Consider the following 24,278-nt stretch of genomic DNA (forward strand, 5'->3'; position numbering starts at 1 on the left):
CGACGGCCGATGCTAGGCGGCACAAAGGCGAGCGACACTAAGGCAACGCAAAGGCGAAGCAACGCAAGGAAGGTGTCGTCTTTTATCGGCCCACACAGGAGAACCGTATGAATTATCTCTGCCTCGTCTATCTCGCGCAGGACAAGCTGCACGCTTGTCCCGACAGCGTTTGCCATGCCTACGGACAGGAGCTGAAAGAAAGCGGCCACTACGTCGCGGCTAACGCCTTGCAGCCCGTGGAGACCGCGACGACGGTTCGTGTACGCAATGGCCAGTTATCGCTGACTGACGGGCCGTTTGCCGAGACCAAGGAGCACTTGGCGGGGTTCTATCTGATCGAGGCCCAAGACCTGAACGAAGCGATTCATTGGGCTTCCAAAATTCCGCCCGCGCGTTTCGGCAGTATCGAGGTACGTCCGATACGTACGCTGGACGTAGCGGAGGCCAAAACCGGTGCTGCTTGACGTGGCCCATGAAGAGGCAATCGCTTCACGTCGGGAGCCCGCGTTTGCGCAGAATCACGATATCGGCGAGCAGAGCCAAAGCGAGAGCCGTTGCGCCGCACACAAAGATCAGCGCGTAGTTATTGTGGAAGTGCGAGAACAGATACGAATAGCCATAGCCGCCCAAAGCCTGGAACAACGCGAATGCGATGGTCGCACGACTCCAGGCCACGCGCTGTTCCGTATGATCGTGCGGCACCAGCTCGTGAATACGGCCGAGTGTCAACGGCACGATGGCAGGTGTGAAGATCCCGAGAATCACGGTGGATACGCCGATGAGAATGGCATCGCCCGACAACGCGAGTATCGCAACGCCAATCGCCTGTAACAGCAACGCGATGCGATAGGTTGCGCCAAAGCCGATGCGATCGGCGACGTTGGTGCACACGACGGGTCCCACGATGGCAGCCAAACCGTAAAGTACCCAGTAGCTGGCGCCGATGTCGGCGCCTCGGCCCAAGCCCCGCGCCACATAGTCGACGAGCAGGATCATGACCGGCACAAGACCGAGCGCGTTAGCCGCGTATTGCGCGTACAGCACGCGCATGACGAGACCTTCGCGATAAACGGTCGGCGTTTCGCTATGTTGTGGCGCGGGAGCAGGGTTCGAGCCCGGCCAACCGAACCAGCTCACTGCGGTCAAGATCAGGGCAACCGCGCCCAGCCCGATCCACGTGTCCTGCAATCCCAACTTCAGGAGCCTGGGCACGATGGTTCCCGATGCGGCGATGCCGATTCCGAGGCCGAGGAAAATCATACCGCTCACGAATGCGCGTCGAGCCGCGGGAATATGCGGCAAGATAGACGTAGCCACGAGCACCATGATGGCTCCGCCGGAAACCCCCGAGGCGAAGCGCCACATGAAGAACCACAGCACCGACAGCGGATACGCGCAGGCAAAGAACGCGGCTGTGACTATCACCATAAGCAGGCGTAACGCAGTCCGGTTGGATAACGCTGCCGCGAGAGGCCGGCCGAGCAGCGCGCCGACCAGATACCCCGCAAAATTGGCCGCGCCCAGTGTAATCACCTGCGACGAAGTGAACCAATGCTCCTGGATCAGGGGAGGGATCAGCGGTGTGTAGGCGAATCGCGCCAAGCCGATGGCGACCAGGCTTGCGCAAAAGCCCGCGAGGGTCGCAAACAGAGCGCGTGCATCAAGCGGCGCTGCTACGCGCGCGGGTATCGCAGAAGTATTTTCAGACATACAGGGTTCCTGTGCCCAACGGGGCGCTTCGAGCGGCCGAGCCGGATAAAACGGTCGTGTTATATCGCGTTGTGTGCTGCCAACGCGGACCGGGTCCACGAGGGTTTGGGCAATGGAGGCAGGCCGAGCATGGTCAAGACAGGAGACACCGCCTGTGTCAACAGCACGCGTTGGGGGTTGACGCGGGCGAGCACGCGGATGCCGAGCAACGTTGCCAGTAGATGCGAAGCGACCGCATCGGCCGGCAGCGTCGCGGGCGCCTCCTTGCGACGATGCGCTTCGAGCAGGCATCGATGAAAGAAGTCCTTGATTTGGATGAGTTCGCTCGCGATGGCTTGTCGAAATTCCTCGTCCTCGAACGTCGCTTCCAGCGCAGAGTTGACCAGCAGGCATCCGCGCTGCTGCTTATCCGCGAGCGCGCGTTCGACGGTTTCGCCAAAAAAGGCCGCGATCGCGAGACCCGGTTGCAACGAGCTTTCGAGCCGCGAGATCCTTTCTCGCAAGGTCTGTTCGAGGTAATGATCGAGGGCATGACGAAACAGCGCCCGCTTGTCGCCGAACGCGTTATACAAGCTGGGCTGCGTGAGCCCTGTGCACTTGACCAGGTCGCGCGTGGACGTGGCCTCGTAGCCTTTTATCAGGAAAGCATCGATGGCGGCATCGAGCACTTGCCGCTCGTCGAATTCGCGTGGTCGCCCCATGGTTTATGTTCCTCGCAAGACGTAGGGATAATTGTATATCGAGTGATACACAACTATTCTATATCAAACGATATAGAAAGCAAGCGCGAGGTGTTGCGAGGTGTTGATCGGACAGGGGTGCTCAGGCCCGGGGACCTCGGGCCTTGGGATTTTTGGGCGCGCTGAACACGATCAGGCCGGCCGCGACAAGCAGCACAACGGATATCAACGACGACGCATGCAAGCCGCTCACGACATGCGGGTTGGCGCCGTCGGCGAACGCGCCGAACACGGCCACCCCCATGGCACCGGCAGCCTGCCGCGCCGCATTGAGTACGGCCGATGCGGTGCCGGAGCGGCGTTTGTCGACGGCCGCCAGTACGGTGGTGGTCATCGCCGGCACCGCCAGTCCCATGCCGATAGGAATCAGCAGGAATGCGAGGAACAACGACGCATAGGACGACTCGGCGCCTGCGCGCAGCAGCAACAGGAAACCCAGCGCGTCGATCGACACGCCCAACAGCATCGGCAGGCGTGGCCCGCATGCCGCCATGACGCGGCCGCTTGCGACATTGGATAAGATCAATCCCGCCGTCAGCGGCAGGAATGCCAACCCTGCGTGCAGCGGCGTATAGCCGAGCACACGTTGCAAATAAAGCGTCAAGACGAAGAGGGTGCCGTAGTAGGTGAAGTTCACGACCGTTCCGAATATCACCGCGGCATTGAAGGTCTTGTTGCGAAACAAATCGAGTGGAACGGTCGGCTCCGTCGCGCGGGATGGCGCACGGGATTGAATCCATACGAATGCCGCTCCCGTGAGCAAGGCCAACACGAAGCCGCCCCACACGAACGGATGAGCGAACCCCAAAGGCCGCGCCTCGATGACGGCCGCAGTCAACGCGGTCAATGCGAGTATGGCGAGCACCTGACCGGCCACGTCCAGCTTGTGCTTGTGCACATGACGTACCGTCTCGGGAAGTCGGACGCCGAATACCATGCCGATTGCGCATAGAGGAAGGTTGACGAAAAAGATCGAGCGCCAGCCTGTCGTGTTCAGCAACAAGCCGCCGATCAGCGGCCCCATGGCGATCGACACGGCGCCGGCAGCGGTCCACCAGCCGATCGCCCGGCCGCGAGTGTCCGGCTGTTCGGAAAACACATGATTAAGCAGCGCCAGCGAATTAGGCAGCATGGCCGCCGCGCCCAAGCCTTGCAGCGCGCGAGCCGCAATCAGTGCTGCGCCACTGGGCGCGAGCCCGCAGGCGAGCGACGCCACGCCGAAGATACCGAAGCCGACCACGAAACCACGGCGGCTGCCGAATCGGTCGCCTAGCGACCCCGCCACGAGCATGAACGTCGCAAACGCCAAGGTATAGGCGTCGACGATCCACTGAAGTGTGGCGATGCCGGAAGAAAGCTCGGTCGCGATGCGTGGCAACGCGACGTTGACGATCGTCACGTCCAGTTGCCCGACGACGAACGCGAGGCTGCTGGTTGCCACGACAAAGGCGAATCGGGGAGGACGCAGGTGCATGACGGAAACCGTTAGTGGGTATGGAACCATTTTACGTGCGGACGCTGCCGCGATGCTTCGGTAGACGCCGAAGTATCGGCGTGCGGCTTGGACTAAACTAGAGCCATGAACATCTCTCCTGGAATTGCGCCCATCGCCGTATTGTTAGGCGACCCGACCCGCTCGATCATGCTCACCGCGCTCATGGACGGCCGCGCGTTGACGGTCACCGAGCTTGCTCAAGTTGCGGGTGTGGCCGTGCCCACCGCCAGCGGTCATTTGACCAAACTGGCGGACGCGGGTGTGCTCGCCGTCGAAAAGCAGGGGCGGCACCGCTACTACCGGCTCGATGGCACCGACGTGGCTGACGTGATCGAAGGGTTGATGGGGATTGCTCAGCGGGGGATTGCACAGCGCACACAGATCAAACGGGTCGCGACCGGACCGCGCGATTCGGCGTTGCGCCGCGCCCGCGTGTGTTACGACCATCTGGCCGGAGAAGTCGGGGTGGCGCTGTTGGACGGGCTGCGCGCGTCAGGGAGTATGGCCGGCGACGCCGATCTGGTGCTCACCGACAAGGGTATCGCGTTGCTGCGCGAGTTGGGTATCGATCTCGATACCTTGCGGCGTGGCAGGCGGCCGCTGTGCCGCACTTGCGTAGACTGGAGCGAGCGGCGCCATCATCTGGGCGGAGCATTGGGTGCCGCGTTGCTTGATCGATTCCTGGAGCAGCACTGGCTAAGTCACGGCGAGGGCCGTGCGTTGAGCGTGACGCCACGTGGCACGCAGCGCATCGCGGAGGTGTTCGGTGTTACGGCCGACCGCCTTTCGAAATAGCGGCGGTCGACCCTAACGCTGCATTGCGAGTCGACTTGCAGGTCGCCTATGCGAGTCACCCATGCATGCAGTCAGCCGGCAAACCGATCCGTTGCCGCAAGCAACGCGCGCAAGATCCCCGCTTCGTTGAACGCATGCCCGGCATCCGGGATGATCTGTAGGCTCGCATTCGGCCACGCTTTGGAGAGATCCCATGCCGTGCGTGCCGGCGTCGCAACATCGTAACGGCCTTGAACGATCACCCCAGGTATATCGGCCAAGCGATGGGCGTCGCGCAGCAATTGTCCTTCCTCCAGAAAACCTTCATTGACGAAGTAGTGGTTTTCGATCCGTGCGAAAGCGAGTGCGTAGCTGTCGTCACCGTGATGGTCCTCCAGCTCGCGGCTGGGCAGCAGCGTGATGGTGCGTGCCTCCCACAAGCTCCAGGCGCGAGCCGCGGCGAGCTTGACCGCCTCGTCGTCGCCGGTGAGGCGGCGGCGATATGCCGCCATCATGTCCGAGCGCTCGGCGAGCGGAATCGGCGCCAGGTATTCTTCCCAGAGATCGGGAAATAGCCATGACGCCCCTTCCTGGTAATACCAAAGCAGCTCGGCGCGACGCAGCGTGAAGATCCCGCGCACGATCAACGCGCTGACCCGAGCCGGATGGGTCTCCGCATAGGCCAGAGCCAGCGAGCTGCCCCATGAGCCGCCGAACACCAGCCATTGCTCGACGCCTATCATCTGGCGCAGCTTCTCCATATCGGCGACCAGGTTCCAGGTCGTGTTGTTGTCGAGGCTGGCATGCGGTGTCGAGCGGCCGCAGCCGCGCTGATCGAACAGCATGATGCAGTAGCGGGCCGGGTCGAACAGACGTCGATGTTCGGGGCTGCAACCGCCGCCTGGGCCGCCATGCAGAAAAACGGCCGGCCGGCCATTGGGATTGCCGCACAACTCCCAGTACACGCGATGTCCGTCGCCAGTGTCGAGAAATCCGTGATCGTAGGGTTCGATGGGTGGATACATGGTGGTTTCCTGAGGGAAAATGTTGGCAAATTGTACGGCGTACCGGCACCACGGTACCGATCGAGCGCGACAAAAGAGCGACAAAAGAGTGACGAAAGAGCGAGGCGAGATAAAATCAGCCCATCGAACTCGGACGGAAGGAACCTGCCATCATGACGTATCTGGATGCATCGCATATCACCCACTGGCACGCGCACGTCTATTTCGATGCATCGAGTCGCGACGCCGCGTTAGCGTTTCGCGACCAAGTGACGACGAGCTTGGGCAGTCTCGTGGAGATCGGACGCTTTCACGAGCGACCAGTCGGTCCCCATCCGCTTTGGAGCTATCAGATCACGATTACGCCGGCCCATTTCGCTGAGGTCATGCCGTGGCTCACGCTCAATCACGGCGCATTGGATGTGTTCCTGCACCCCAATACCGGCGATGCGCTGCGAGACCATCGCGATTGCGCGGTCTGGCTCGGCCATAGCTATGAGCTTAATCTACAGGCGCTGGGTGGCTGAAGGGGCAGGCTCAGCGCGATGCCTTAGTGCTATGCTGGGTTCATGAACTCAATATCTCCGGTCGCGCTAAAGAACAGAGTCAAGGTGTGGCGAGAGTCGTCTCTTGCCAATGCCGAGCTTCTGCGAGCGGAATATCGTGCGCACAGTTTTCCGCCGCATATGCATGAGGAATTCGCGATCGGTTTTATCGAACGCGGCGCGCAGGCGGTGCTTCAACAGCGCAAGGACCGGTTCGTCATGCCGGAAGGCAAGATCTGCGTGATCAATCCAGGGCATCTGCACGAGGGCCGCGGCGCGACCGAGCTGGGTTGGGACTACCGGATGATTTATATATCGCCGCAGGATTTGAATGCGGCGCTGATAGGTAGCCCCGGCACTACGGGCACTGCCGGCAGCCTCGAAAGCCGCATGATCTTCTTTGCGGATTCGGTGATCGACGACCCCGATACCTTGCGTTTGCTACGCATCGCTCACTTGTGCTCGGAATCGACCGACACGTCGCGCCTGGAAAAAAGCTCGCGGCTCACTGCCGCCTTGCATCAACTGGTGAATCGGCACGCCATCGCGCGCCGTGAACCGTTGGTTCAACCCGCGATGTCGGCGGCGGTGAAACGGGCTCGCGAATACATCGACGCAAATGTCACGCTGAATCCTTCGCTGGAAGAGATCGCGAGCGCAGCGGCGTTGAGCCCGTTCCATCTGCTGCGCGAATTCCGCAAAGCGGTGGGTATGGCGCCACACGCGTATCTGATCCAGCGTCGCGTTGAGCAGGCGAAGCATCTGCTGCTCAAGGGCCGATCGTTGCGCACCGTCGCTATCGAAATCGGCTATGCCGACCAGGCGCACCTTAGTCGCGAATTTCGGCGCTTCTATGGAACTCCGCCGGGGGCAGTACATTCTTGACCCGCGCCGAGGTCTGCAGTACATACACCCCTCCCAGTATGCATGCCATTGCGGCCAGGTCGAGTGCGCCTATCGGCTCGCCCGCTGCCACATAACCGATGAACAACGCGATCACCGGCGGTATATACGTTACGGCCGAAGCCGACACCGCACCGAGTTTCTGCACCAGGTAATAGTAGAGAATGTACGCGACACCGGTGCCGACCAGCCCCAAGCCCAGCACCAGACCTAGAAGGGCGCGCATATCCATCGCGATGCGCGACATGCCGGAGAAATTCGTCACGATCGATATTGAGAGCAATGCGAAGCCGATCTGGTAGGTGGATAACGCCACCGGTGAAATGTTCAGGTGCGACAGAAATTTCCTCGCATATACGAACGAGCAGCCCAGGCTCAAGGAGCCGGCGACAATATAGAGCACCCCGATTGCATTGACTTGCGATGCGCCTATCGTCCAAGGCCTCGCAATCAGTAGTACGCCGCCAAAACCTAGCAATATGCCCATCGCTTTACGCAGCGTGAGCTTGTCCTGTCGTAGAAAGATAAACGCGGTGATAAAAGCAAAAAGCGGGATCGCGCCGCTCAACATGCCTGCGACACCGGAGGGCAGCAAGGACGTGCCGCGCGCGAATGCGTAGTAGTAAAGCGTGGTGGCGAGCAGGGACATCACGAGGAAATGAAACCAATGGCGCAGATGGGCGAGCTTGAGCTCCTTGCGCCACAAGGCGAATCCGAGGATAGGCAGGAAACCCAGCAGGATGCGAAGAAAGACGACCTGCGTGGGCTCGATCAACTGGAACGCCCATTTCATGAAAATAAAATTGCAGCCCCAGATCAGGCCGAGCAGCCCGAATGCTATATATCCGTTGTTTTTCATTTCGCCCGCCATTTGGTAACGCTTCCATTGTGCGGCGGCGTTTCCAGGCAATTTTGTACAAAATTGCTGTTTGCTTATCGGGCTGAAGCAGCGCAGCTTGACGGACGGAGTCACCCCAAGCACAGTATTGACCGGCGGATCATGGTGGACTAATATGGACTTAGCCCACTAGGAGCAGTTATGCAGACGGTCAATATACATGAGGCGAAGACACAGTTTTCGCGTTTAGTCGATGCTGCAGCCAGCGGCGAGGAAATTGTCATTGCCAAAGCCGGCAAACCGGCCGCGCGACTGGTGCCGATGGAGCGGGTCAAGGCGGTTCGCCGGTTTGGTGGCTTGAAAGGCAAGGTTCGGATTGCGGAGGACTTCGATGCGCCGCTGTCCGATGATGTCATCGCAGCATTCGAGGGCCGTTGATGCGCCTGCTTCTCGACACGCACATTTTCCTTTGGTCGGTGACGGACGATCGCAAGCTGACTAAAGCAGCACGCAAGCTGATACTGGATGCCGACGATGTTTTCGTCAGCAGCGCGAGTATCTGGGAGGCGTCGGTCAAGGCTGGGCTTGGCAAGCTCGACGTTGACGTGAACCTGCTGGTGTCTGAGATCGAAGCGAGCGGCTTTTTGGAATTACCGGTGCGGGCGGTTCATGCGGCGATGGTTCGCGATCTACCCGACATTCACCGCGATCCGTTCGACCGGCTTCTGATCGCACAGGCTCTCTTGGAACCATTACGTTTGGTGACTTCAGACGGCCACCTGTCGAAGTACACCGATCTAGTTGTCACCGTGTAGGAAAGCAACGTGGTGAAATCGTGCCGGAGAAGACGCGCGATAAGTGGCTCGCCCCGACTGGGACGAGCGATTTCGGGAACATGCCTCACGTGGTTTGGGCGCACATGCGCGAGATTTTGATTTGGATGCAAAAAAGGCGTAATACACCCCCAATGGGGCATATTACGAGACCGTGAAATTGGAGAGCTTTATGAGACCTTCCATCGCACTTAATGAACACCGCGCCGAGATTCGGCGGATTGTGGAAGCCAACAAGGCCGTGAATCCGCGTATCTTCGGCTCGGTCGCTCGTGGCGAAGACGAAGACGGCAGCGACCTCGACATTCTGGTCGATACGACGCCAACCACATCCTTGCTGGACATCGGCATCATCCAGGATGCGCTGGTTCGCCTGCTCGGTGTGGACGTGGACGTACTCACGCCGAAAGGTCTTCCAGCGACGTTTCGTGCTGCCGTCATCGCCGAGGCATTGCCGGTATGAGTCGCGACAAACTTCGTCTACCGGACTATCTACGCCATATCCTCGACGCGGTGGATCGCATCGCCCGATATTCGGCTGGTATGGATCGATCATCGTTCGAGAATAACGAACTGGTGCAGGACGCCATCATCAGGAACATCGAGATCGTCGGCGAGGCCAGCTACAACATCCGCAAGCATCATCCTGCATTCGCTGAGGCGCACGCTGAAATGCCGTGGGGTGGCGCATATGGGATGCGTAATGCACTTGCACACGGTTCTACGTGGTGGATCTCGATATCGTGTGGAACGTCGTGCAGAACGATTTGCCGTTACTCGCAAGCAACGTTGAGTCTGTGTTGAATGAACTAATCAAGCGCGATACCCCGGCGTCACCGCACCCGAAATTTTAAGGAAAAAGAAGCTACGCTTGGCCCCATTCGACTGCGAAGCAGCGTAGCGGCCTGATGCTATATTGACCCGCGACTTTACCGAAGGAGCAAAAATGACAACAAGACTCGCACGGTTGGCTACGGTCGTAGCGCTCGTCGTATTTAGCGGTGGATTCAGCGCGAGCGCCATGGCGGCGAAAACGAAAGCCATGGCGGGGACCTGCACCGTGCCGCGGGCTCGGCCCTACAGTACCTACTACTACTACATGGCGATGACGGATGCGCTGCGCCTGGCCAAAGCCGCGCGCGACCAGTCGGTCACGGCGCTTAACGCGGGTGTGAGCCCGACGCAAAGCGCGCCGGCCCTGTTGGTGGCACTGCAGTCGTCTGAAGCAGGCTATCGGTGCGCGGCCTCCTATGTCGAGCCTTACGCAAAATCTAACAACCGCGCGATTTCGGTCTCCGCTTCGGGCCTGAGCACCTCGCTGCACCAGCTTGCCGGGCTGGAAAATTACGTCGAGCAGCACACTAACGATTTTCTGAACGGCCCCGGCCTCGACGCTCCGGCCGGCACGCGTGGGCCTGAAAGCGCGGATTTTACGGTCAAGGTCAACGATGCGTGGGACCTGCTGTCAATGTCTGTGCAAGTGTCGAGCGATGCTGCGTTGAGCTTCGACAGGTCGGGCAAGACTGGCCGGATGCTTTTGCCGGCATCGGCACGCGCAGCGGTGCTCACTCGTTTGAGAGCGATCGCGCCGTCCGCCGAGCAGCAGAACGATCAAAGTCCGGCACTCGAAGCTGCGGTCGGCAAGCTGATTCGTATCCTCAAGGACCCGCGCTGGAGAGCGAGCGACAATCACGGGGCGCGGTGAGATAATCGAGGTCTTTTCAGCGGATCCTGGAGCCCATTTTGACCCGCATCGATAATCCATTGCATGATCAAGAGGCCGGCATCGCCGACGCGACGCAGGACACGACCCGCGTCGACGACGTGCGCATCGGTGCGGTTCGTCCGCTAATTTCGCCGGCGCTGTTGCAGGACGAGTTGCCTATACCACCCGGAGTGCAGACGCTCGTCGAGCATAGCCGCACGGCCATCGCGAACATTCTGCAAAGCCGTGACGACCGGTTGCTGGCCATCGTCGGCCCGTGTTCCATCCATAACCACGAGCAGGCGATCGAATATGCGCATCGCTTGAAGACGGCCGCTGATGCGCTAAAGGACGATCTGCTGATCGTGATGCGCGTGTACTTCGAGAAGCCACGCACGACAGTGGGGTGGAAGGGTTATATCAACGATCCCAAGTTGGACGGCAGCTTTCGCATCAATGAGGGCCTGCGACGTGCCCGCGAATTGCTGCTCGAAGTCAATGGCCTGGGCCTGCCCACCGCCACGGAATTTCTCGATCTGCTCAGTCCGCAATACATTGCGGATCTGGTTGCCTGGGGCGCCATCGGCGCGCGGACCACGGAAAGCCCGAGCCATCGGCAACTGGCATCGGGCCTGAGCTGTCCGATCGGCTTCAAGAACGGTACCGACGGCGGCGTGCAGATCGCCGCGGACGCCATCGTTGCGGCACGCGCCAGCCACGCGTTCATGGGCATGACCAAGATGGGCATGGCGGCGATTTTCGAAACCCGCGGCAACGAGGATGCGCACGTGATCCTTCGCGGCGGCAAGAAGGGCCCCAACTACGACAGCGCTGCGGTCGAGGCGAGTTGTGCCGCGCTGAAGACGGCCGGCTTGCGCGAGCAGGTGATGATCGATTGTTCGCACGCCAATTCGGGCAAGTCGCATCTGCGGCAAGTGGACGTGGCACAGGATCTGGCGCAGCAACTTTCGCAAGGTGAGCACCGCATCATGGGCGTGATGGTCGAGAGCAATCTCGAAGAAGGCCGTCAAGACCTCAAGCCCGGCGTGCCGTTGCGGCACGGTGTGTCGATCACCGATGCCTGCCTTGGCTGGGCGCAGACCGAACCGGTGCTCGACGCGCTTGCGGCTGCGGTGCGCCAGCGGCGCGCGCGGTCATAAACGTACCGAGGTGGCGCGATCGAATTCGCCACCAAAGTAGCGGTGCAGGGCATCGACGAAGATCGAATTGTCCTGCGTCGCGTGCGCGAACAGCGTCATCGAAGAATGAAACTTCATGTCGTCCGGGCTGCCGAAAATCTGCCTGATCGAGCGCCCCTGCACGTCGTTCACTAATCGTGTGCATTCCCTGAGCCTCACGCCGAGCAGCGGATGCAGTAAATAAGCGCTCGCCTCTTCTCGCGAAGTCAGCGCAAACCGCTGCGCCATTGCGCTGTAGCCCAGGCCGTGAATCTGCGGAAAAACAAACCACATCCAATGCGTGCGCTTTTCGCCGGCGCGCAATTCCTTGCAGACCTGCTCGAAAACCGGCTCCTGTGCATCGACAAAGCGTTGCAAATCAAAGGGATCGTCCATGATCGTCACCCCTGCGCCAATATTTCCGACTCGAACAGGCCGCGCCTGCTAATGTTCTTGCCGGACACCATGAAGGATCCCTCGCCGCGATAGTGCAGGGTCTGCGGATACTTCGGCGCGACGGCGACGTGGGCTTTCACCACTTCGAAGATAAAAAAATCGTACTGTTTGATCAGCCGCGCGTCGACAATCCGGCATTCGAAGTTGGCATGGCATTCGTCGATCAAGGGCGCGCCAACGTGTTCGGCTTTTGCCGCGGTCAGCTTGAACGTTGCAAACTTGTCGAGCGCAGCACCCGAGCAATTGCCAATCTCTACCACCGTGTCGACCCATTCTGCGGTCGGAATGTTGATCACGCATTCCTTGCTCTTTTTGACGAGCTGGTGCGTGTAATTGCTGCGCGCAATCACACAGCCTATCAGCGAAGGCACGAACTCCATCACCGTATGCCATCCCATCGTCATGATGTTCGTTTCGTCCTTCCACGCAGAGGTCACGAGCACGACGGGGCCGGGCTCGAGATAGCGGCGAATTTGCGAAACCGGCAGATCTGTTTTTGTATGGGTTTTCATGGGAGTTCGGCCTCGCAAGCGTGGAGAACGCATGGTCTTCATGGCAAGCGAGACCTCTAGACCGGGCGCGCGACGCAAATTTGTCACAAATCGGACTAAAAGATATTGCGTTGCAGCACTTTGAGCTATAATTAGGGTAATCCCTAACGGGTATTCCCCTATAAATGATAGGTGCCATCATGAAAACCACTGCTCAAGCTTCTTTCTTCGGTTCGTTCGGCGCATGGCTGCAAAACGCAAAAGCAACGTTTCGTCGCGAAGCGAAGCGCGCGCTGGAACTGCACTTCCAATACTGCGAAACCGTAGCCAAATCGCGTCGTCGGATGTAATTGTTGCAAATCGCCGCTGGCATTAAGCGGCAAGGGTCAGCGACTATCGGGCAATCCTGTCGGCGTTTTGCGTCCGGCGGTCGATACCCGAGGAGTCGCTATCTACACAGTCAGTCTGCGCCTAAATCGACGCGTGGGTGGCGGATCCGTTGGATTTCGTCGCCGCGTGCCAAGGTGCTGCGCATAAACGCAGTAATTTTGCGGTTCACGCCGACCCCGACAGCGCAAGAGAGCATCGCCGGCCACGCCATTTGGCCGCGCTCGATCCAACCCGTTTTCCGCATTGCGCGCCGCACGGCGCCTGCATTTCTCCAGAGCACACTCGATAAAGTCAATCGCGAGTGGAACGCGCTCTATATCTATAAAACCCAGCCGCACCGCTTGCCCGAGGTCGCCGTTTGATGTGGCCTCAAGCGCACTTCGCGATAAGTGTTTAACCTGAAGGGGAAGTCGCGAAAGCCAACGCGTCGACTCGCGACGCAGGTACGCCATGCCGCAACTTCCTCACTGCCCGGGACTAAAAAAATGCGAAAGTGGTTGATTGCGGCGCTTGCTTGTTTATCGATGCTGGGTATAACGCAACAGTCGCGCGCAGCCGATGCCGAAGTCGTCGCGAAGAATCTCCAGTTCCCCGAGGGCACGATCTTTGTGGGGGACACGCTCTACTTTGTCGACTATTCCACTTCCGATGTGCTGCGCCTGGTCGGCAGCCCGGGCGCTACGAGCGTCGCCCCGCACGTTGAAACCGTCTGGCACCAGGACGGCTGCGGCGCCAACGGGCTGGTTGCGGTACCCGATGGGCTATGGGTCGCCTGTTACGACAGCAACACCATTGTCAAGATTTCCAAAGAGGGCAAGCTACTCGAGACCATAGCCCAAGACGACACGGGGCAGCCCTTCTTGTACCCGAACGATCTCGCGGCCGATAAAAAAGGTGGCGTGTATTTCACCGGGTCGGGCTCGGAAGCCAATTTGGGCAAGGTGTATTACCTCACGGCGAGCCACCGTGTCGAACCGGTTGCGGCAGACTTTCACTATTCCAATGGCTTGGTGGTGTCCCTGGACGGCAAGTTGCTTTATGTCAACGAGACCCGGGCCGGTCGCATCTTGAGCTTCACGATAGCCCCCGACGGGGCGTTGAGCAACCGCCGGCAATTCGTCAAGCTCTCCGACATCCTTGGGGACGCGGGCGGCAAGGTCTATAGCCCCGACGGCTTACGTATCGACAAGCACGGCAACCTGTTCGTGGGCCTGTACGACGGTGGCGGCTTCGCGGTCATCAGCCCGGATGGCAAGCTCGTCGCGCAAGTGGCGCTGCCGGGTCAGCACCATGCGAACCTGGCTATTTCGCCGGACGGCAAGTTCGTCTACAGCACGGGCTTTTTCGACGCGGCTATCAATTCCTATCGCGGACAGTTGTTTCGCGTGCGTAACCCAGTGGCCGAATAGGCCCAACCCCACAAGGATCTACACAGTCATGCGTTTGCTCCATATCGAAGCTTCACCGCGCAAGCAGCGTTCGGCATCGCGTCAAGTTGCACTGGCGTTCATCGAGGCTTGGCAACGTCACCATCCCGAAAGCACCATCGATACGCTGGATGTATGGAATGCAGAGCTGCCTGAATTCGATGGCGCGGCGCTCGATGCGAAATACGCGGGCCTCACGGGTCGCTCGCGTACGCCTGAAGAAGAGCAGGTGTGGAAAGACATCGAGGCGCTCGCCGCGCGTTTTCATCAGGCGGACGTGCTCGTGTTCAGCGTGCCGATGTGGAACTTCGGCATTCCGTATCGGCTCAAGCACTTGATCGATGCGATCTCGCAAAAAGATGTGCTATTCAGCTTCGATGAACGTGGCTTGATTGGCATGCTGGCCGGCCGCAAGGCCGTGACGGTGGCGGCGCGTGGCGTGTCCTTGGGGGGAGATTTTCCGGAGATCGATTACGACTACCAGGCCGCTTACATGGCGATGTGGTATCGGATGGTGGGCATCACCGACATCCATAGCATCACGGTAGACAAGACCTTGATGGGAGACGAAGCCGATACCGCTTCGCGGGGCCAGGCCTGCCAGGAGGCCGTGGCATTGGCAGCGGCGCTCTGAAGGAGTAAGGTAGGACACTACGTTACTGCCTGCCGCCCTGGCCATGTCTGAACCGAAAATCGAAGGACTGAGCGCCATCACGCTCGCGACCCGCGATATGTCGCGCGCCGTGCATTTTTATCAGGCGCTCGGTTTTGCCCTGCAGCATGGAGGGCCGACCGAAGCGTTCACGTCCTTCGGCATGGGCGGCTCGTTTCTCAACCTGATCGCCGAAACGCACGGTCCGATTAATTGGTGGGGGCGCGTGATCATCTACGTTTCGGATGTGGACGCGTTATACCGCAAGGCGCTTGCTGCCGGTATCAAGCCAGAGTTCGAGCCGCGCGATGCGCCGTGGCACGAACGGTATTTTCACCTCACCGATCCCGATGGGCACGAGCTTAGCTTCGCGCGTCCGCTGCGCGGATGACCTCCAGCGCTTTTTCCTTCGTCAAGCGCTCGCGCATTGCTGGGGAGTGAGCCAAATCGGAGCACGCCGAGTCGGCGTGTCCGAAGTGTCAGCGTTTAGTATTAACGTTTAAACCCGCAGCCAGTCGAGGTCAGGCTGCGTTTCGAGCGTTTGCAGACGGTCGAACAAATGACCCATCGTGTCGGGCGAATGACTGCGCGTGAGCAACATGAACTTCTCACGCAAGCCCGCGCGGTCGAGCGGATGCTCGGGCGTGCCGCTGAACGCAGTGACGTGTCGGCTCATCGTGCGTCCGTCCTTGAGCGTGACGGTGACATTGCAAGCCAGATCCCCATTGCCCTGTCCCGGCGTGACGGACATCTTGACCCGTTGCGTGAGCGCCAGTATCTGCGGATCGCGCGCGACCGCTTCGTCGAACGAGCGCGGGTCGATCGGATTGCGGTACATCGCGAGCGCAACGCAGAACGGAATGCTGAACTGGGCGAGCAGGGCATCGGCCGGCACGGGAATGTTATTGACCGTTGCCATGCGCTGGCTGCCGGCCACTTCGATCGAGACTATGTCGTCAGGTCCGAAGCCATTGCTCTTGCGCAGATCGAGGATCGCCTCGACGGGCGTATGCGCGGTGATGTGGCACGCGTAGCGCTTGATCATGATGTTCATGGTTTCGTAGTTCGTGCCCAGGCCGCGCGTGAGTTCGCTCAGGTCGTACTCGGGACAGAACGCGCGCAAGAAACCGCCTTCGCCCTCGATCACCGTGCTGGGGCCCGTAAAGCCTTCGGCCGCCAAGCTGGCCGCGACGACACCGCCTTCGGCGCCGCGCCCGACATTGAGCCGCTTGACCATCGCGCCGTTGCCCGCATGCGCGAAGGCCAGCAGGCCACCCGCACAGGATCCCGCGATGCCGAGCGCGTTGGTCATGTGTCCGGCGTCGAACTTCAGCATATGCCCGACCGTGATTGCCGAGCCGAAAGGTCCGACCGTGCCCGGCGCATGAAAGCCGCGTTCTTCGTTCGTGTGTTTGGTGGCGTACCCGATGCGGATCATGACTTCCGCGCCCGCCACGAATGCCGTCAGCAGCGCGCGCCCGCCCAGGCCGCGGTCCTGGCCGATCGCCAAGCCTGACGTGAACAAGGTGGCGCCGGGATGGCCGCCGCTGTCCGGTTTGGTCAGGTTATCGAGTTCGAATGCGTGCGCCATCGCGCCTTGGGCGAGGGCCGCCGCCGGGGGATGGACCGGGGCCGTCCCACTGCCGAGGATCTGGCTGCGCCCGCCCGATCCATTGGCGCGGACATAGGCGATGATCATCTTGCTCCACGGCAATTCGGCGCCATAGATGATGGTGGCGACTGCATCCGTCATGCAGTCCTTGGCGCGCTGCAGCACTTGCGGCGGGATGTCCTCGTAGCGTAGGGCTGCGCCGTAGGTTGCCAGCGTTACTGTGGGCGAAGGCCCGGTGGCGGTGGCGGCGGTGGCGCCGGTTGCCGGCGAGGGAGCGGTCGGCGCTGCGGCAGGTTCGGCTGAAGATTCGGCTGCAACCGCGGATGCACCCATCAAGATAGCGGGTGCTGCGCCGGCCAGCAGGCCCACATTAATGAAATTACGTCGGCTCGGTTTTTCAGGGGTGTCTGCCATATCTGTCTCCGTTTTTCAGTCGTTTGACAGGATGATACGACACTTGTATCGGGGTGCGCCCAAGATTATTTTGTATGCAATCGACAATTTTCAGGGTGTTAGGGCTTCGAAAACCCGTAGTCTCGCTCGACCCGGCAAATCCGCGTTTGGTACGCGTCATACCAAGTGTCGCGACCCAGCCGCTGAGCGACCAGATGCGCTGAATTTTGTTTCCAGGCCGCAATCGATTCGAGGCTGTCCCAGTACGAGACGGTGATTCCCACTTCCTCGCGCGCCGATTCAACCCCGAGGAAACCGGGCTGCTCGGCAGCGGCCTTGACCATGGCATCGGCCATGTTTTCATAGCCGCGGTCGACCTCTGTACGGGTAGAGGTGAATATCACGGCGTAGTACGGAGCCGCAGGCGTTTTGGCAATCGACATGGGTCTCTCCAATTGAATTGCTGGCTATGCAGCACGAGCACAAAACAATACTCGGAGCGTGCCGGGACAGCAACGCCCGTCTTCACGTAAAATCCTTACCCATGAGACTTCCGCCCCTCGACCATGCTGCGCTTACGCAGCTTGCACTGCGTTCGCAAGCTGTCACTCAAACCTGCTCCTGCACGGCCACCTCGCTGCTCGGCTGGGCAACCGTGCCGCTCTCGCTGCCGGAGGATCAGTTGCGTGAAATCGGCACGTTACTCTCCACCGAGGAGGACGAGCCGACATTCAGCGAATACCATCCCGATGCGACGCGCTATTGGTCCGTGGATGCGCCGATCGCGCCACGCTATTTTCCGTACAACCGTTGCGATGTCTCGGAGTGCACCGTCTGCCAACGGTGTTTTCTGCGCTATACGGAAGGCGGCGGCTATTTCGTCGATCGCAGGATCCGCGCGCTCAATGCGTCCTTGCTGGTCGATGCCGAGCTGAAGTAGGCATAGTCTCTCAAGCCTTCTGCAATGCCGCCTTCAAGTGTGCGCCTGCAAGCGGCAGCGCACGCAATCGCGCACCTGTCGCATTGAAGATCGCATTCGCGAGCACCGCCGAAGTCGGCCCCTGCGCCGCTTCGCCAACGCCCAGAAAGGACGTGCCCGGCCGGTCGATCAAATGGACCTCCACCGACTTCGGCACCGCGGCAAATCGCATGATCGGATAAGCGCTCCAGTCGAAGCTGGTGATGTTGTGCCGATCGAATGTCGTTTGCTCGAACAGGCTCCAGCTCGACGACTGCAAGATGCCGCCCTCGATCTGGTTGCGCACTCCGTCGGGGTTCACGATCTGTCCGCAATCCACCGCCGAGACAACGCGTTCGATCCGCACTTGACCCGTCTCCCGCTCGATCGATATTTCCACCGCCGTAGCGTAATACGCCATCAGGTTCTTGTACTGAGCGAACGCAAAGCCGACACCATGCCCCGGCTTTTGCTGTGCACCCGGCTGCCAGCCGAAACGCTGGGCGGCCAGATGAATCACGTCGCGCCCGCGTGCATCGTCGAGGTGGCGCAGCCGGAATTCAACCGGATCGGCTTTTGCCGCAAGCGCCAGTTCATCCATGAAGCTTTCGATGGCAAATACATTCATATACCCGCCGAGCGAACGCATGGCGGAGACGCGGATCGGCATGTCCGGCAAGAAGTGATGCTGGACGTAGAGATTGGGAATCCGATAGAGCGGAATGCTGTTGCGATCGCCACCGCCTTCGGGCATCGGAATCGTTTTCGGCGGAGCGGGCGTGAACGGTTGCGCCAGCATCCAGGTGGGCATCAGGCGCCCGGCGTTCTCGATCCGGTTGTTATGCGTATTGCTCCAGATTTCGTATTTCCAGTCGACGATGTTGCCGGACGCGTCCAGCGACCCCGACGCTTGCGTGGTCATGGCGGGACCGAATGGCTCCCACGTGTTTTCCTGCTCGCGCATCCATTGCACCCGCACCGGTCGGCCCGGTACTGCGCGCGCAATGAGCGCCGCGTCGGCCGCGACGTCGTCGGCGCCGTTGTGCCCATAACATCCCGAACCCTCAACGTGGATGCAGCGCACGTTTTGCGGTGGCAGCGACAGCATTTCGGCCAGGCCGCCGCGCAGCGGAAACACGCCTTGCGTATGGGTCCACACGGTGATGTGATCGCTTTCGAAGAGTGCCACGGCACAGGCCGGACCGATCGAGCCATGCGTCAAATAGGGTTTCGTGTATCGTGCGTTCAAGGTCTGCACGGCAGGCGCGGCCGCGCCGGTTTGGTTGGCCACCGAGATTTCCTGTGCCGGCAGCTTCATCAATGTTTCGTGTATCGTCGCCTGCTCGGGCAGTGCCGGGCCTGCCTGCCAAGTCGCCGCGTTCGACAGTTCGCGCATCGCGAGTATTGCCTGCCATTCATCTTCGGCGACCACGGCGAGGTAGCTGCCGTCGCGTACGACCTTGATCACGCCAGGCATGGCCAGCACACCGGCCGTATCGAGGGCGGTGAGTGTGGAGCCGTAAGCCGGCGGTCGCACCGCACGCGCGTGGACCATGCCGGGTAGCCGCAGATCCTGCACGTAGCTCACACCACCCGTGACCTTGCCGGGGATGTCCACGCGATGCATCGATTGACCGACTACCTTGAAATCGTGTGGGCTCTTGAGCAGTTTTTCCGGCTGTGCCGGCTGGTGAAGATTCGTGCCGCTGACAGCCTCGCCATACGTGACGCGACGTCCGTCGGGCGCCAGGATAGCACCCGCTTGCACGCTCAGCGTGGACGCATCGACACCCAGCCGTGCCGCCGCCGATTGCACCAGCAGCGCTCGCACTTGCGCCGCGGCGTTGAAGATTGCCGTGCCGCTATCGGCCACTGAGTGGCTGCCTGCGGTGTAGCCTTCGTTGGGCGTGGCACCAGTGTCGGCCGTAATCAGCGTAATGCTTTTCGCGTCCACGTCGAGTTGCTCGGCGGCTAACTGCAGGAACGCGGTGCGTATGCCGGTGCCGAGTTCGGCCTTGCCGGTGCATACGGTCACGCGGCCTTGTTCATCGATCTTGATCCAGGCGTCGAGCATAGGCTCGATCTTCAGGCTGCCGGGTAAGCTTGGCGCCAAGGTTTTGAACGTGCCGGCTTCCGTCGTGGATTGTGCCGCTGCGCGCGAGACTGGCAGCAGCGAGAAGCTGACGAGCAGGGTGCCTGCGGCGAGGAAGCGGCGGCGGCCCGCGTCGTCCAATGTGTCGTCGCGCTTCATGAACTTGCTCCTGCTGCTGCGCCCGCTGTTCCCGATTCCGTTCCTGTTCCCGCGGCGGCGCGGCCGGCTTCGCGCACCGCTGCAATGATGCGCATATGCGTGCCGCAGCGGCATAGGTTCGGCTGCATGTGCACGCGGATTTCTTCGTCGCTAGGCGAGGGCACGCGTTCGAGCAGCGCTTGCGCGCGCATTACCATGCCCGCGATGCAGTAGCCGCACTGCGCCGACTGTTGATCGATAAACGCGCGTTGTAGCGGCCCCGGATTTTCCTGCGTCCCCAAGCTTTCGATCGTACGCACCGGCCGCTCGCCTACCGCTGCGACGGGCAGCAAACAGGAGAACACCGGTTGATCGCCCACTATCACCGTGCACGAACCGCACTGACCGAGCCCACATCCGTACTTCGCCCCGTTCAATTGCAACTGGTTGCGCAGCGCATATAGCAGCGGCGTCGATGGATCGATGTCGAGCGTGTGGGGCACGCCGTTTACCGTCAACGTGATCATGGCTGGGAAGTCTCCTTGCGAAGTTTGGCGACGGCGCTTTCGTCGAGCGAGTTCCACGGCGCCCGCGTACTGTATTGCGCCCGCGTGTAGTTCGCTATGTCGGCGATCTGTGCGTCGCTGAACATCGTGGCAAACGAAGGCATATAGTGCGCCGGGCCATTGCCCTGCCAGCCGATGCCGTCGAGCATCATGCGCACCGTGTTGCGTGGGCTGTCGGCATTGACCGCGGTGCTTTGCGAAAGCGATGGGCGCTCGGCCAGCGTCGACATCGGCGACCCCGCGCCATGACACGAAGCGCATGCGGCGCGGAACAAAAGCTCCCCGTTTTTGAGCGTCGGCGATGCGGCAACGACCGTTTGCGGGGATGCGGCGTCGGAAGTCGCGGAGGACATGGCGGCGGGGGTAGCGGCGGGGGTAGCAGAAGACCCGGCCGGCACTTGCAGCGACATCAGATAGGTTGCCATCGCTTTGACGTCGGCTTGGGACGCGTCGGCCAGCGAGTGCGCAACCGGCAGCATCGGACCTGCCGCTGCACCGTGTTGAGTCGCCAGCCCGACGCTTAAATACGAAACGAGCTGGTTCAGGGTCCACGGCGTAGGCGCTTGCAGCAGCTTCGTGAGCGGCGGTGCTTCCCAGCCCTCGACCAGGCCGCCGGCGAACTGCTGGCCGCTACGCTCGGCGCCCAGTGCGTTCATCGGCGTGTGGCATGCGGCGCAGTGGCCCAGGCCGTTCACCAGATAGCGGCCGCGATTCCAATCAGCGCTTTCGCTGGCGTCGTCGGCAACTTGCCCCTCGTGCAAGAACAGCAGATTCCAGCCTGCCACGAGCGGCCTGAAATTCAGCGGAAACGTCAGGCGGTTGCTGGGTGCCGCGGCGCTCACCGGCGTACGACTCATCATGTAAGCGTAGACAGCCGCGATGTCGCCATCGCTCATGCGCGTAAAGTGCGGATAGGGGAATGCCGGGTAGAGCAGATGACCGTCGCGCGATACGCCTTTGCGCATCGCGCGGCTAAAGGCTTCGAGCGACCACAGACCGATACCGGTGGCAGGGTCGGGCGTAATGTTGGTCGTGTAGAGCGTGCCGAAGGGCGTAGCGAGCGGGCGCCCCCCGGCAAACGGCTGGCCGCCCTGCGCCGTGTGGCACACCATGCAGTCGCCAACTGCCGCGAGTTGAGCGCCATGTTCGATGAGCGCCGAATCGCCAGGCGGCGCGGCCGGGTTGGCGAGCGCGGGAACTGCGGGTTGCCGTGTTTGCGCAAATGCTGCGATGCCCATCAGCACGACGACCAGAAGCGCCGCGACTGGAATTGCCTTGCCTCTCATTCGACCTCCATTCTTACGTGGCTGTAAGGTCGCGTCGATTCCTTGCGCGGCGCGCCACTTTTTGTCGCGCATTTTGTCGCTTATGGCGATCCGGTTCTTAGCTCAAAAGAAGGTAACACGTCGCCGTTCTTGCTTGAGACATCCAACGAGAATATAGCGTTTATCGCTTTGTTGGTCTTGCAGTAATGTCATTGGAGATATGACAAAGCGTCATTAATTGAATATGACGACACATAACGGTGCCGGGCCCGGGTCGCGCCACTAGCGTTCTTGATGACGCAGCCCTTCCTATTTCACGACTTGTCCTCTTCCGCTTGGCGCATCAGATAACTATCCATGATCCAACCGTTCGCGCGCCGCGCTTCGCCCTTGATGCGTTCGATATCGGCGGCCACGTCCTTGAGTTTGCCGGCCACGAGGACTTCGTCGGGCGTGCCGACATAGGCGCCCCAATAGATGTCGATGTCCTGATCTGCGAAGCGCTTATACGCATCCTCGGGATCGAGCATGACCAGCACGCTATCGACGTGCGCGGGAAAGCCCTCGGCAATTTTCCTGCCGGTGGTGATCTCGATCGGACGACCGATACGATTGAGCGTGACCTTATGCGCCGCGGCCAGCGCTTGCGCACTGCTGATGCCGGGAATGACGTCGTAGTCGAGATCATGCCGACCGCTGCGCGCGATGGCCTCCACGATCCGTATCGTGCTGTCGTAGAGCGTGGGATCGCCCCACACGAGAAAAGCACCGCATTCGCCGTCGGCCATGTCCTGCGAGATCAGGAGTTCGAACACCGCCTGCTTATCGCGGTTGAGTTCTTCGACGCACGACTCGATGTCTACGGCGTCCCGTATCAACTCGGGGCTTTTTGCCTCGGCGAACCGGTAGTCGCTGCCTGTGATAAATCGCGCGCAGATCTCCTTGCGAAATTCGACCAGCTTTTCCTTGGCAGCACCTTTGTCCATCAGGAAAAAGACGTCCACCCGATTGAGCGCGTTGATGGCCTGCACGGTGAGGTACTCGGGGTTGCCCGCGCCTATGCCGATGATCAGGATTTTCTTCATGGTGATTCTCTAGGTAAGAAGGTGTTGGCAGTGTTCAAGCCAAGCGTGTTCGAGCGACGTTTGAATAAGGTTAAAACAGTCCTGCGTCAAAGCAGTGCGATGCCATCGAGCTGAGCGACGCAAGTGTCCCTGACGATGGCGACAAAATCGTCCAGATACGGTGTGCTGGCAAACGATTTGTCCGCGACCGCATAAAGCTCGCTCCACAAACCAGCCGTGCCGATCCGTTTGGCCAGAACGTAGTCGTGGTCGACGTAGTTCTTCACGCCCCAGTTCGGCAGTGCAGCAATGCCACGGCGGCTCGCCACGAGCTGCATGATCGCAACAGTCAGCTCCGCTGTGCGGCGCTCGAGCTTGATGCCCGCGGGCTCGAGGACTTCCCGGATCAAGTCTATGCGCTGCTCGGGCACCGGATAGGTAATCAGCGTTTCGCCACGCAGATCCTCGCCAACGATACGCCGCTTGCTGCGCAACCGGTGTTCGTTGGCAATCACGGCGAGGATTTCAAACCGAAAGAGCGGCGCGATATGCAAGCTGCGTTTGGCGCCTGGGTGCGAGCCGATCACGAGATCGGCCTTGCCGTCCGCAAGCAGGCGTAGCGGGTCGGCGTGGAAGCCTGCCACCAAGTCGACTTCGACCTCGGGCCAGCGGCGGCGAAATTCGTCCATGACCGGCATCAGCCAGTCGAAGCAGGTATGGCATTCCAGCACGATGCGCAGTTCGCCGCGGGTATCGCCTTTGAGCCGCGCGATGTCGCGCTCCGCCGCGCTGATGGCTGCCAGCGTCTCGCGCGCCAATCCGAGCAGGCGCTCGCCCGCAGCGGTAAAGCGCAAGCCTTGCCGCGTGCGCTCGAACAGCGACACGTCGTATTGCCCTTCGATGTCCTTGATCTGATGGGATAGGGCGGATTGACTCAGATTGACGCGTGCAGCCGCGGCGACCAGTTTGCCCGATTCAGCGATCGCGATCAGCGAGCGCAAATGGCGTAACTCCAGCATGGGTAGTCCCGGGTATGAATGCTATTCATA

At 60.6% G+C, this 24,278-nt stretch carries 29 protein-coding genes; 15 read left to right on the forward strand and 14 right to left on the reverse strand.

From position 1 onward, the window contains the following. The first annotated feature begins 107 nt into the window (after positions 1–107). Positions 108–464 carry a YciI family protein gene (locus GSQ77_RS12105; protein ID WP_158902281.1) on the forward strand — a complete coding sequence of 119 codons (357 nt, stop codon included), beginning with the start codon at positions 108–110 and terminating at the stop codon, positions 462–464. A gap of 25 nt (positions 465–489) precedes the next feature. Here GSQ77_RS12105 and GSQ77_RS12110 read toward each other — a convergent pair whose 3' ends face one another. The 3 genes from GSQ77_RS12110 to GSQ77_RS12120 all read right to left on the reverse strand — a co-directional run bounded on the left by GSQ77_RS12110 (position 490) and on the right by GSQ77_RS12120 (position 3,924). Next, positions 490–1,710, reverse strand: a complete 1,221-nt coding sequence (locus GSQ77_RS12110) for a YbfB/YjiJ family MFS transporter (RefSeq protein ID WP_158902283.1) — start codon at positions 1,708–1,710, stop codon at positions 490–492. 59 nt (positions 1,711–1,769) lie between these two features. Continuing rightward, positions 1,770–2,411, reverse strand: coding sequence for a TetR/AcrR family transcriptional regulator (locus GSQ77_RS12115; protein ID WP_158902285.1), 642 nt, complete (start codon positions 2,409–2,411; stop codon positions 1,770–1,772). Between the two features lie 121 nt (positions 2,412–2,532). Beyond that, positions 2,533–3,924: an MFS transporter gene (locus GSQ77_RS12120; RefSeq protein WP_158902287.1), complete on the reverse strand. Its 1,392-nt coding sequence runs from the start codon at positions 3,922–3,924 to the stop codon at positions 2,533–2,535. Positions 3,925–4,029: 105 nt separating this feature from the next. On the opposite strand from GSQ77_RS12120, the gene GSQ77_RS12125 reads away from it, so the two are divergent. Further along, positions 4,030–4,740 carry a helix-turn-helix transcriptional regulator gene (locus GSQ77_RS12125; RefSeq protein WP_158902289.1) on the forward strand — a complete coding sequence of 237 codons (711 nt, stop codon included), beginning with the start codon at positions 4,030–4,032 and terminating at the stop codon, positions 4,738–4,740. A 71-nt stretch (positions 4,741–4,811) separates the two neighbouring features. Here GSQ77_RS12125 and pip read toward each other — a convergent pair whose 3' ends face one another. Next, positions 4,812–5,744: a prolyl aminopeptidase gene (pip, locus tag GSQ77_RS12130; RefSeq protein WP_158902291.1), complete on the reverse strand. Its 933-nt coding sequence runs from the start codon at positions 5,742–5,744 to the stop codon at positions 4,812–4,814. 152 nt (positions 5,745–5,896) lie between these two features. On the opposite strand from pip, the gene GSQ77_RS12135 reads away from it, so the two are divergent. Further along, entirely contained in the window at positions 5,897–6,250 is a 354-nt protein-coding gene (locus tag GSQ77_RS12135) for a DOPA 4,5-dioxygenase family protein (protein ID WP_158902293.1), read from the forward strand. Between the two features lie 42 nt (positions 6,251–6,292). Beyond that, the gene (locus GSQ77_RS12140; protein ID WP_158902295.1) at positions 6,293–7,153 is read left to right on the forward strand and encodes an AraC family transcriptional regulator; all 861 of its coding nucleotides are present in this window, start codon (positions 6,293–6,295) and stop codon (positions 7,151–7,153) included. Here the strand turns inward: GSQ77_RS12140 and GSQ77_RS12145 are convergent. Then, the gene (locus GSQ77_RS12145) at positions 7,098–8,030 is read right to left on the reverse strand and encodes a DMT family transporter (protein WP_158902297.1); all 933 of its coding nucleotides are present in this window, start codon (positions 8,028–8,030) and stop codon (positions 7,098–7,100) included. The two genes, GSQ77_RS12140 and GSQ77_RS12145, sit on opposite strands and share 56 nt — an antisense overlap. A 180-nt stretch (positions 8,031–8,210) precedes the next feature. Here GSQ77_RS12145 and GSQ77_RS12150 point away from each other — a divergent pair, with 180 nt between their 5' ends. The 6 genes from GSQ77_RS12150 (at position 8,211) to GSQ77_RS12175 (ending at position 11,707) form a co-directional block, all read left to right on the forward strand. Next, positions 8,211–8,447, forward strand: coding sequence for a type II toxin-antitoxin system Phd/YefM family antitoxin (locus tag GSQ77_RS12150; protein ID WP_158902299.1), 237 nt, complete (start codon positions 8,211–8,213; stop codon positions 8,445–8,447). After that, the gene (locus GSQ77_RS12155) at positions 8,447–8,824 is read left to right on the forward strand and encodes a type II toxin-antitoxin system VapC family toxin (protein WP_158902301.1); all 378 of its coding nucleotides are present in this window, start codon (positions 8,447–8,449) and stop codon (positions 8,822–8,824) included. The genes GSQ77_RS12150 and GSQ77_RS12155 overlap by 1 nt, the downstream gene beginning before the upstream one ends. Before the next feature lie 190 nt (positions 8,825–9,014). Beyond that, complete coding sequence (locus tag GSQ77_RS12160; protein ID WP_158902303.1) at positions 9,015–9,305, forward strand: nucleotidyltransferase family protein; 291 nt, start codon at positions 9,015–9,017, stop codon at positions 9,303–9,305. Further along, the gene (locus GSQ77_RS12165; protein ID WP_254067563.1) at positions 9,302–9,646 is read left to right on the forward strand and encodes a DUF86 domain-containing protein; all 345 of its coding nucleotides are present in this window, start codon (positions 9,302–9,304) and stop codon (positions 9,644–9,646) included. Before GSQ77_RS12160 ends, GSQ77_RS12165 begins: the two co-directional genes overlap by 4 nt. A 142-nt stretch (positions 9,647–9,788) precedes the next feature. Then, positions 9,789–10,547, forward strand: a complete 759-nt coding sequence (locus tag GSQ77_RS12170; RefSeq protein ID WP_158902305.1) for a hypothetical protein — start codon at positions 9,789–9,791, stop codon at positions 10,545–10,547. Positions 10,548–10,585: 38 nt separating this feature from the next. Next, entirely contained in the window at positions 10,586–11,707 is a 1,122-nt protein-coding gene (locus GSQ77_RS12175) for a 3-deoxy-7-phosphoheptulonate synthase (protein WP_158902307.1), read from the forward strand. Here the strand turns inward: GSQ77_RS12175 and GSQ77_RS12180 are convergent. Further along, positions 11,702–12,121, reverse strand: a complete 420-nt coding sequence (locus tag GSQ77_RS12180) for a DUF1810 domain-containing protein (protein WP_158902309.1) — start codon at positions 12,119–12,121, stop codon at positions 11,702–11,704. The two genes, GSQ77_RS12175 and GSQ77_RS12180, sit on opposite strands and share 6 nt — an antisense overlap. Before the next feature lie 5 nt (positions 12,122–12,126). Continuing rightward, positions 12,127–12,693, reverse strand: coding sequence for a flavin reductase family protein (locus GSQ77_RS12185; protein ID WP_158902311.1), 567 nt, complete (start codon positions 12,691–12,693; stop codon positions 12,127–12,129). 179 nt (positions 12,694–12,872) lie between these two features. Between GSQ77_RS12185 and GSQ77_RS12190 the strand changes: the two genes are divergently transcribed. From GSQ77_RS12190 to GSQ77_RS12205, 4 genes are all read left to right on the forward strand, one after another. After that, a complete protein-coding gene (locus tag GSQ77_RS12190; protein WP_158902313.1) occupies positions 12,873–13,022 on the forward strand; it encodes a hypothetical protein in 150 nt (49 codons plus the stop codon). Between the two features lie 525 nt (positions 13,023–13,547). Next, positions 13,548–14,471, forward strand: a complete 924-nt coding sequence (locus GSQ77_RS12195) for an SMP-30/gluconolactonase/LRE family protein (RefSeq protein WP_158902315.1) — start codon at positions 13,548–13,550, stop codon at positions 14,469–14,471. Positions 14,472–14,499: 28 nt separating this feature from the next. Then, on the forward strand, positions 14,500–15,123 hold the full coding sequence (locus GSQ77_RS12200) for an FMN-dependent NADH-azoreductase (protein ID WP_158902317.1): 624 nt from the start codon (positions 14,500–14,502) through the stop codon (positions 15,121–15,123). A 43-nt stretch (positions 15,124–15,166) separates the two neighbouring features. Then, positions 15,167–15,532, forward strand: a complete 366-nt coding sequence (locus GSQ77_RS12205; protein ID WP_158902319.1) for a VOC family protein — start codon at positions 15,167–15,169, stop codon at positions 15,530–15,532. Between the two features lie 108 nt (positions 15,533–15,640). Here GSQ77_RS12205 and GSQ77_RS12210 read toward each other — a convergent pair whose 3' ends face one another. Continuing rightward, positions 15,641–17,167 (reverse strand): MmgE/PrpD family protein, encoded by a 1,527-nt coding sequence (locus GSQ77_RS12210; RefSeq protein ID WP_158902321.1) that lies wholly within the window; start codon positions 17,165–17,167, stop codon positions 15,641–15,643. A gap of 98 nt (positions 17,168–17,265) precedes the next feature. Continuing rightward, the gene (locus GSQ77_RS12215; RefSeq protein ID WP_158902323.1) at positions 17,266–17,589 is read right to left on the reverse strand and encodes an antibiotic biosynthesis monooxygenase; all 324 of its coding nucleotides are present in this window, start codon (positions 17,587–17,589) and stop codon (positions 17,266–17,268) included. A 101-nt stretch (positions 17,590–17,690) separates the two neighbouring features. Between GSQ77_RS12215 and GSQ77_RS12220 the strand changes: the two genes are divergently transcribed. Continuing rightward, the gene (locus GSQ77_RS12220) at positions 17,691–18,086 is read left to right on the forward strand and encodes a hypothetical protein (RefSeq protein WP_158902325.1); all 396 of its coding nucleotides are present in this window, start codon (positions 17,691–17,693) and stop codon (positions 18,084–18,086) included. Positions 18,087–18,096: 10 nt separating this feature from the next. Here GSQ77_RS12220 and GSQ77_RS12225 read toward each other — a convergent pair whose 3' ends face one another. From GSQ77_RS12225 to GSQ77_RS12245, 5 genes are all read right to left on the reverse strand, one after another. Beyond that, positions 18,097–20,355 (reverse strand): molybdopterin cofactor-binding domain-containing protein, encoded by a 2,259-nt coding sequence (locus GSQ77_RS12225; RefSeq protein ID WP_158902327.1) that lies wholly within the window; start codon positions 20,353–20,355, stop codon positions 18,097–18,099. Beyond that, entirely contained in the window at positions 20,352–20,861 is a 510-nt protein-coding gene (locus GSQ77_RS12230; protein ID WP_158902329.1) for a (2Fe-2S)-binding protein, read from the reverse strand. Before GSQ77_RS12230 ends, GSQ77_RS12225 begins: the two co-directional genes overlap by 4 nt. Next, positions 20,858–22,186: a cytochrome c gene (locus tag GSQ77_RS12235; protein WP_158902331.1), complete on the reverse strand. Its 1,329-nt coding sequence runs from the start codon at positions 22,184–22,186 to the stop codon at positions 20,858–20,860. The genes GSQ77_RS12230 and GSQ77_RS12235 overlap by 4 nt, the downstream gene beginning before the upstream one ends. Before the next feature lie 293 nt (positions 22,187–22,479). Beyond that, positions 22,480–23,250 (reverse strand): precorrin-6A synthase (deacetylating), encoded by a 771-nt coding sequence (gene cobF, locus GSQ77_RS12240; protein WP_158902333.1) that lies wholly within the window; start codon positions 23,248–23,250, stop codon positions 22,480–22,482. A gap of 86 nt (positions 23,251–23,336) precedes the next feature. Further along, a complete protein-coding gene (locus GSQ77_RS12245; RefSeq protein ID WP_158902335.1) occupies positions 23,337–24,248 on the reverse strand; it encodes a LysR family transcriptional regulator in 912 nt (303 codons plus the stop codon). Positions 24,249–24,278: the final 30 nt, after the last annotated feature.

The sequence above is a fragment of the Burkholderia sp. L27(2015) genome (assembly GCF_009765705.1).
Lineage (GTDB): Bacteria > Pseudomonadota > Gammaproteobacteria > Burkholderiales > Burkholderiaceae > LMUX01.

What these genes read in the sequence shown, in the direction of transcription:
- GSQ77_RS12110 (WP_158902283.1), bottom strand. Translation starts at nt 1,710, where the DNA reads ATGTCTGAAAATACTTCTGCGATACCCGCGCGCGTAGCAGCGCCGCTT.
- GSQ77_RS12165 (WP_254067563.1), top strand. Translation starts at nt 9,302, where the DNA reads ATGAGTCGCGACAAACTTCGTCTACCGGACTATCTACGCCATATCCTC.
- GSQ77_RS12115 (WP_158902285.1), bottom strand. Translation starts at nt 2,411, where the DNA reads ATGGGGCGACCACGCGAATTCGACGAGCGGCAAGTGCTCGATGCCGCC.
- GSQ77_RS12195 (WP_158902315.1), top strand. Translation starts at nt 13,548, where the DNA reads ATGCGAAAGTGGTTGATTGCGGCGCTTGCTTGTTTATCGATGCTGGGT.
- pip (WP_158902291.1), bottom strand. Translation starts at nt 5,744, where the DNA reads ATGTATCCACCCATCGAACCCTACGATCACGGATTTCTCGACACTGGC.
- GSQ77_RS12105 (WP_158902281.1), top strand. Translation starts at nt 108, where the DNA reads ATGAATTATCTCTGCCTCGTCTATCTCGCGCAGGACAAGCTGCACGCT.
- GSQ77_RS12200 (WP_158902317.1), top strand. Translation starts at nt 14,500, where the DNA reads ATGCGTTTGCTCCATATCGAAGCTTCACCGCGCAAGCAGCGTTCGGCA.
- GSQ77_RS12145 (WP_158902297.1), bottom strand. Translation starts at nt 8,030, where the DNA reads ATGAAAAACAACGGATATATAGCATTCGGGCTGCTCGGCCTGATCTGG.
- GSQ77_RS12245 (WP_158902335.1), bottom strand. Translation starts at nt 24,248, where the DNA reads ATGCTGGAGTTACGCCATTTGCGCTCGCTGATCGCGATCGCTGAATCG.
- GSQ77_RS12150 (WP_158902299.1), top strand. Translation starts at nt 8,211, where the DNA reads ATGCAGACGGTCAATATACATGAGGCGAAGACACAGTTTTCGCGTTTA.
- GSQ77_RS12185 (WP_158902311.1), bottom strand. Translation starts at nt 12,693, where the DNA reads ATGAAAACCCATACAAAAACAGATCTGCCGGTTTCGCAAATTCGCCGC.
- GSQ77_RS12190 (WP_158902313.1), top strand. Translation starts at nt 12,873, where the DNA reads ATGAAAACCACTGCTCAAGCTTCTTTCTTCGGTTCGTTCGGCGCATGG.
- GSQ77_RS12180 (WP_158902309.1), bottom strand. Translation starts at nt 12,121, where the DNA reads ATGGACGATCCCTTTGATTTGCAACGCTTTGTCGATGCACAGGAGCCG.
- GSQ77_RS12135 (WP_158902293.1), top strand. Translation starts at nt 5,897, where the DNA reads ATGACGTATCTGGATGCATCGCATATCACCCACTGGCACGCGCACGTC.
- GSQ77_RS12155 (WP_158902301.1), top strand. Translation starts at nt 8,447, where the DNA reads ATGCGCCTGCTTCTCGACACGCACATTTTCCTTTGGTCGGTGACGGAC.
- GSQ77_RS12230 (WP_158902329.1), bottom strand. Translation starts at nt 20,861, where the DNA reads ATGATCACGTTGACGGTAAACGGCGTGCCCCACACGCTCGACATCGAT.
- GSQ77_RS12220 (WP_158902325.1), top strand. Translation starts at nt 17,691, where the DNA reads ATGAGACTTCCGCCCCTCGACCATGCTGCGCTTACGCAGCTTGCACTG.
- cobF (WP_158902333.1), bottom strand. Translation starts at nt 23,250, where the DNA reads ATGAAGAAAATCCTGATCATCGGCATAGGCGCGGGCAACCCCGAGTAC.
- GSQ77_RS12170 (WP_158902305.1), top strand. Translation starts at nt 9,789, where the DNA reads ATGACAACAAGACTCGCACGGTTGGCTACGGTCGTAGCGCTCGTCGTA.
- GSQ77_RS12210 (WP_158902321.1), bottom strand. Translation starts at nt 17,167, where the DNA reads ATGGCAGACACCCCTGAAAAACCGAGCCGACGTAATTTCATTAATGTG.
- GSQ77_RS12125 (WP_158902289.1), top strand. Translation starts at nt 4,030, where the DNA reads ATGAACATCTCTCCTGGAATTGCGCCCATCGCCGTATTGTTAGGCGAC.
- GSQ77_RS12120 (WP_158902287.1), bottom strand. Translation starts at nt 3,924, where the DNA reads ATGCACCTGCGTCCTCCCCGATTCGCCTTTGTCGTGGCAACCAGCAGC.
- GSQ77_RS12235 (WP_158902331.1), bottom strand. Translation starts at nt 22,186, where the DNA reads ATGAGAGGCAAGGCAATTCCAGTCGCGGCGCTTCTGGTCGTCGTGCTG.
- GSQ77_RS12160 (WP_158902303.1), top strand. Translation starts at nt 9,015, where the DNA reads ATGAGACCTTCCATCGCACTTAATGAACACCGCGCCGAGATTCGGCGG.
- GSQ77_RS12205 (WP_158902319.1), top strand. Translation starts at nt 15,167, where the DNA reads ATGTCTGAACCGAAAATCGAAGGACTGAGCGCCATCACGCTCGCGACC.
- GSQ77_RS12140 (WP_158902295.1), top strand. Translation starts at nt 6,293, where the DNA reads ATGAACTCAATATCTCCGGTCGCGCTAAAGAACAGAGTCAAGGTGTGG.
- GSQ77_RS12225 (WP_158902327.1), bottom strand. Translation starts at nt 20,355, where the DNA reads ATGAAGCGCGACGACACATTGGACGACGCGGGCCGCCGCCGCTTCCTC.
- GSQ77_RS12215 (WP_158902323.1), bottom strand. Translation starts at nt 17,589, where the DNA reads ATGTCGATTGCCAAAACGCCTGCGGCTCCGTACTACGCCGTGATATTC.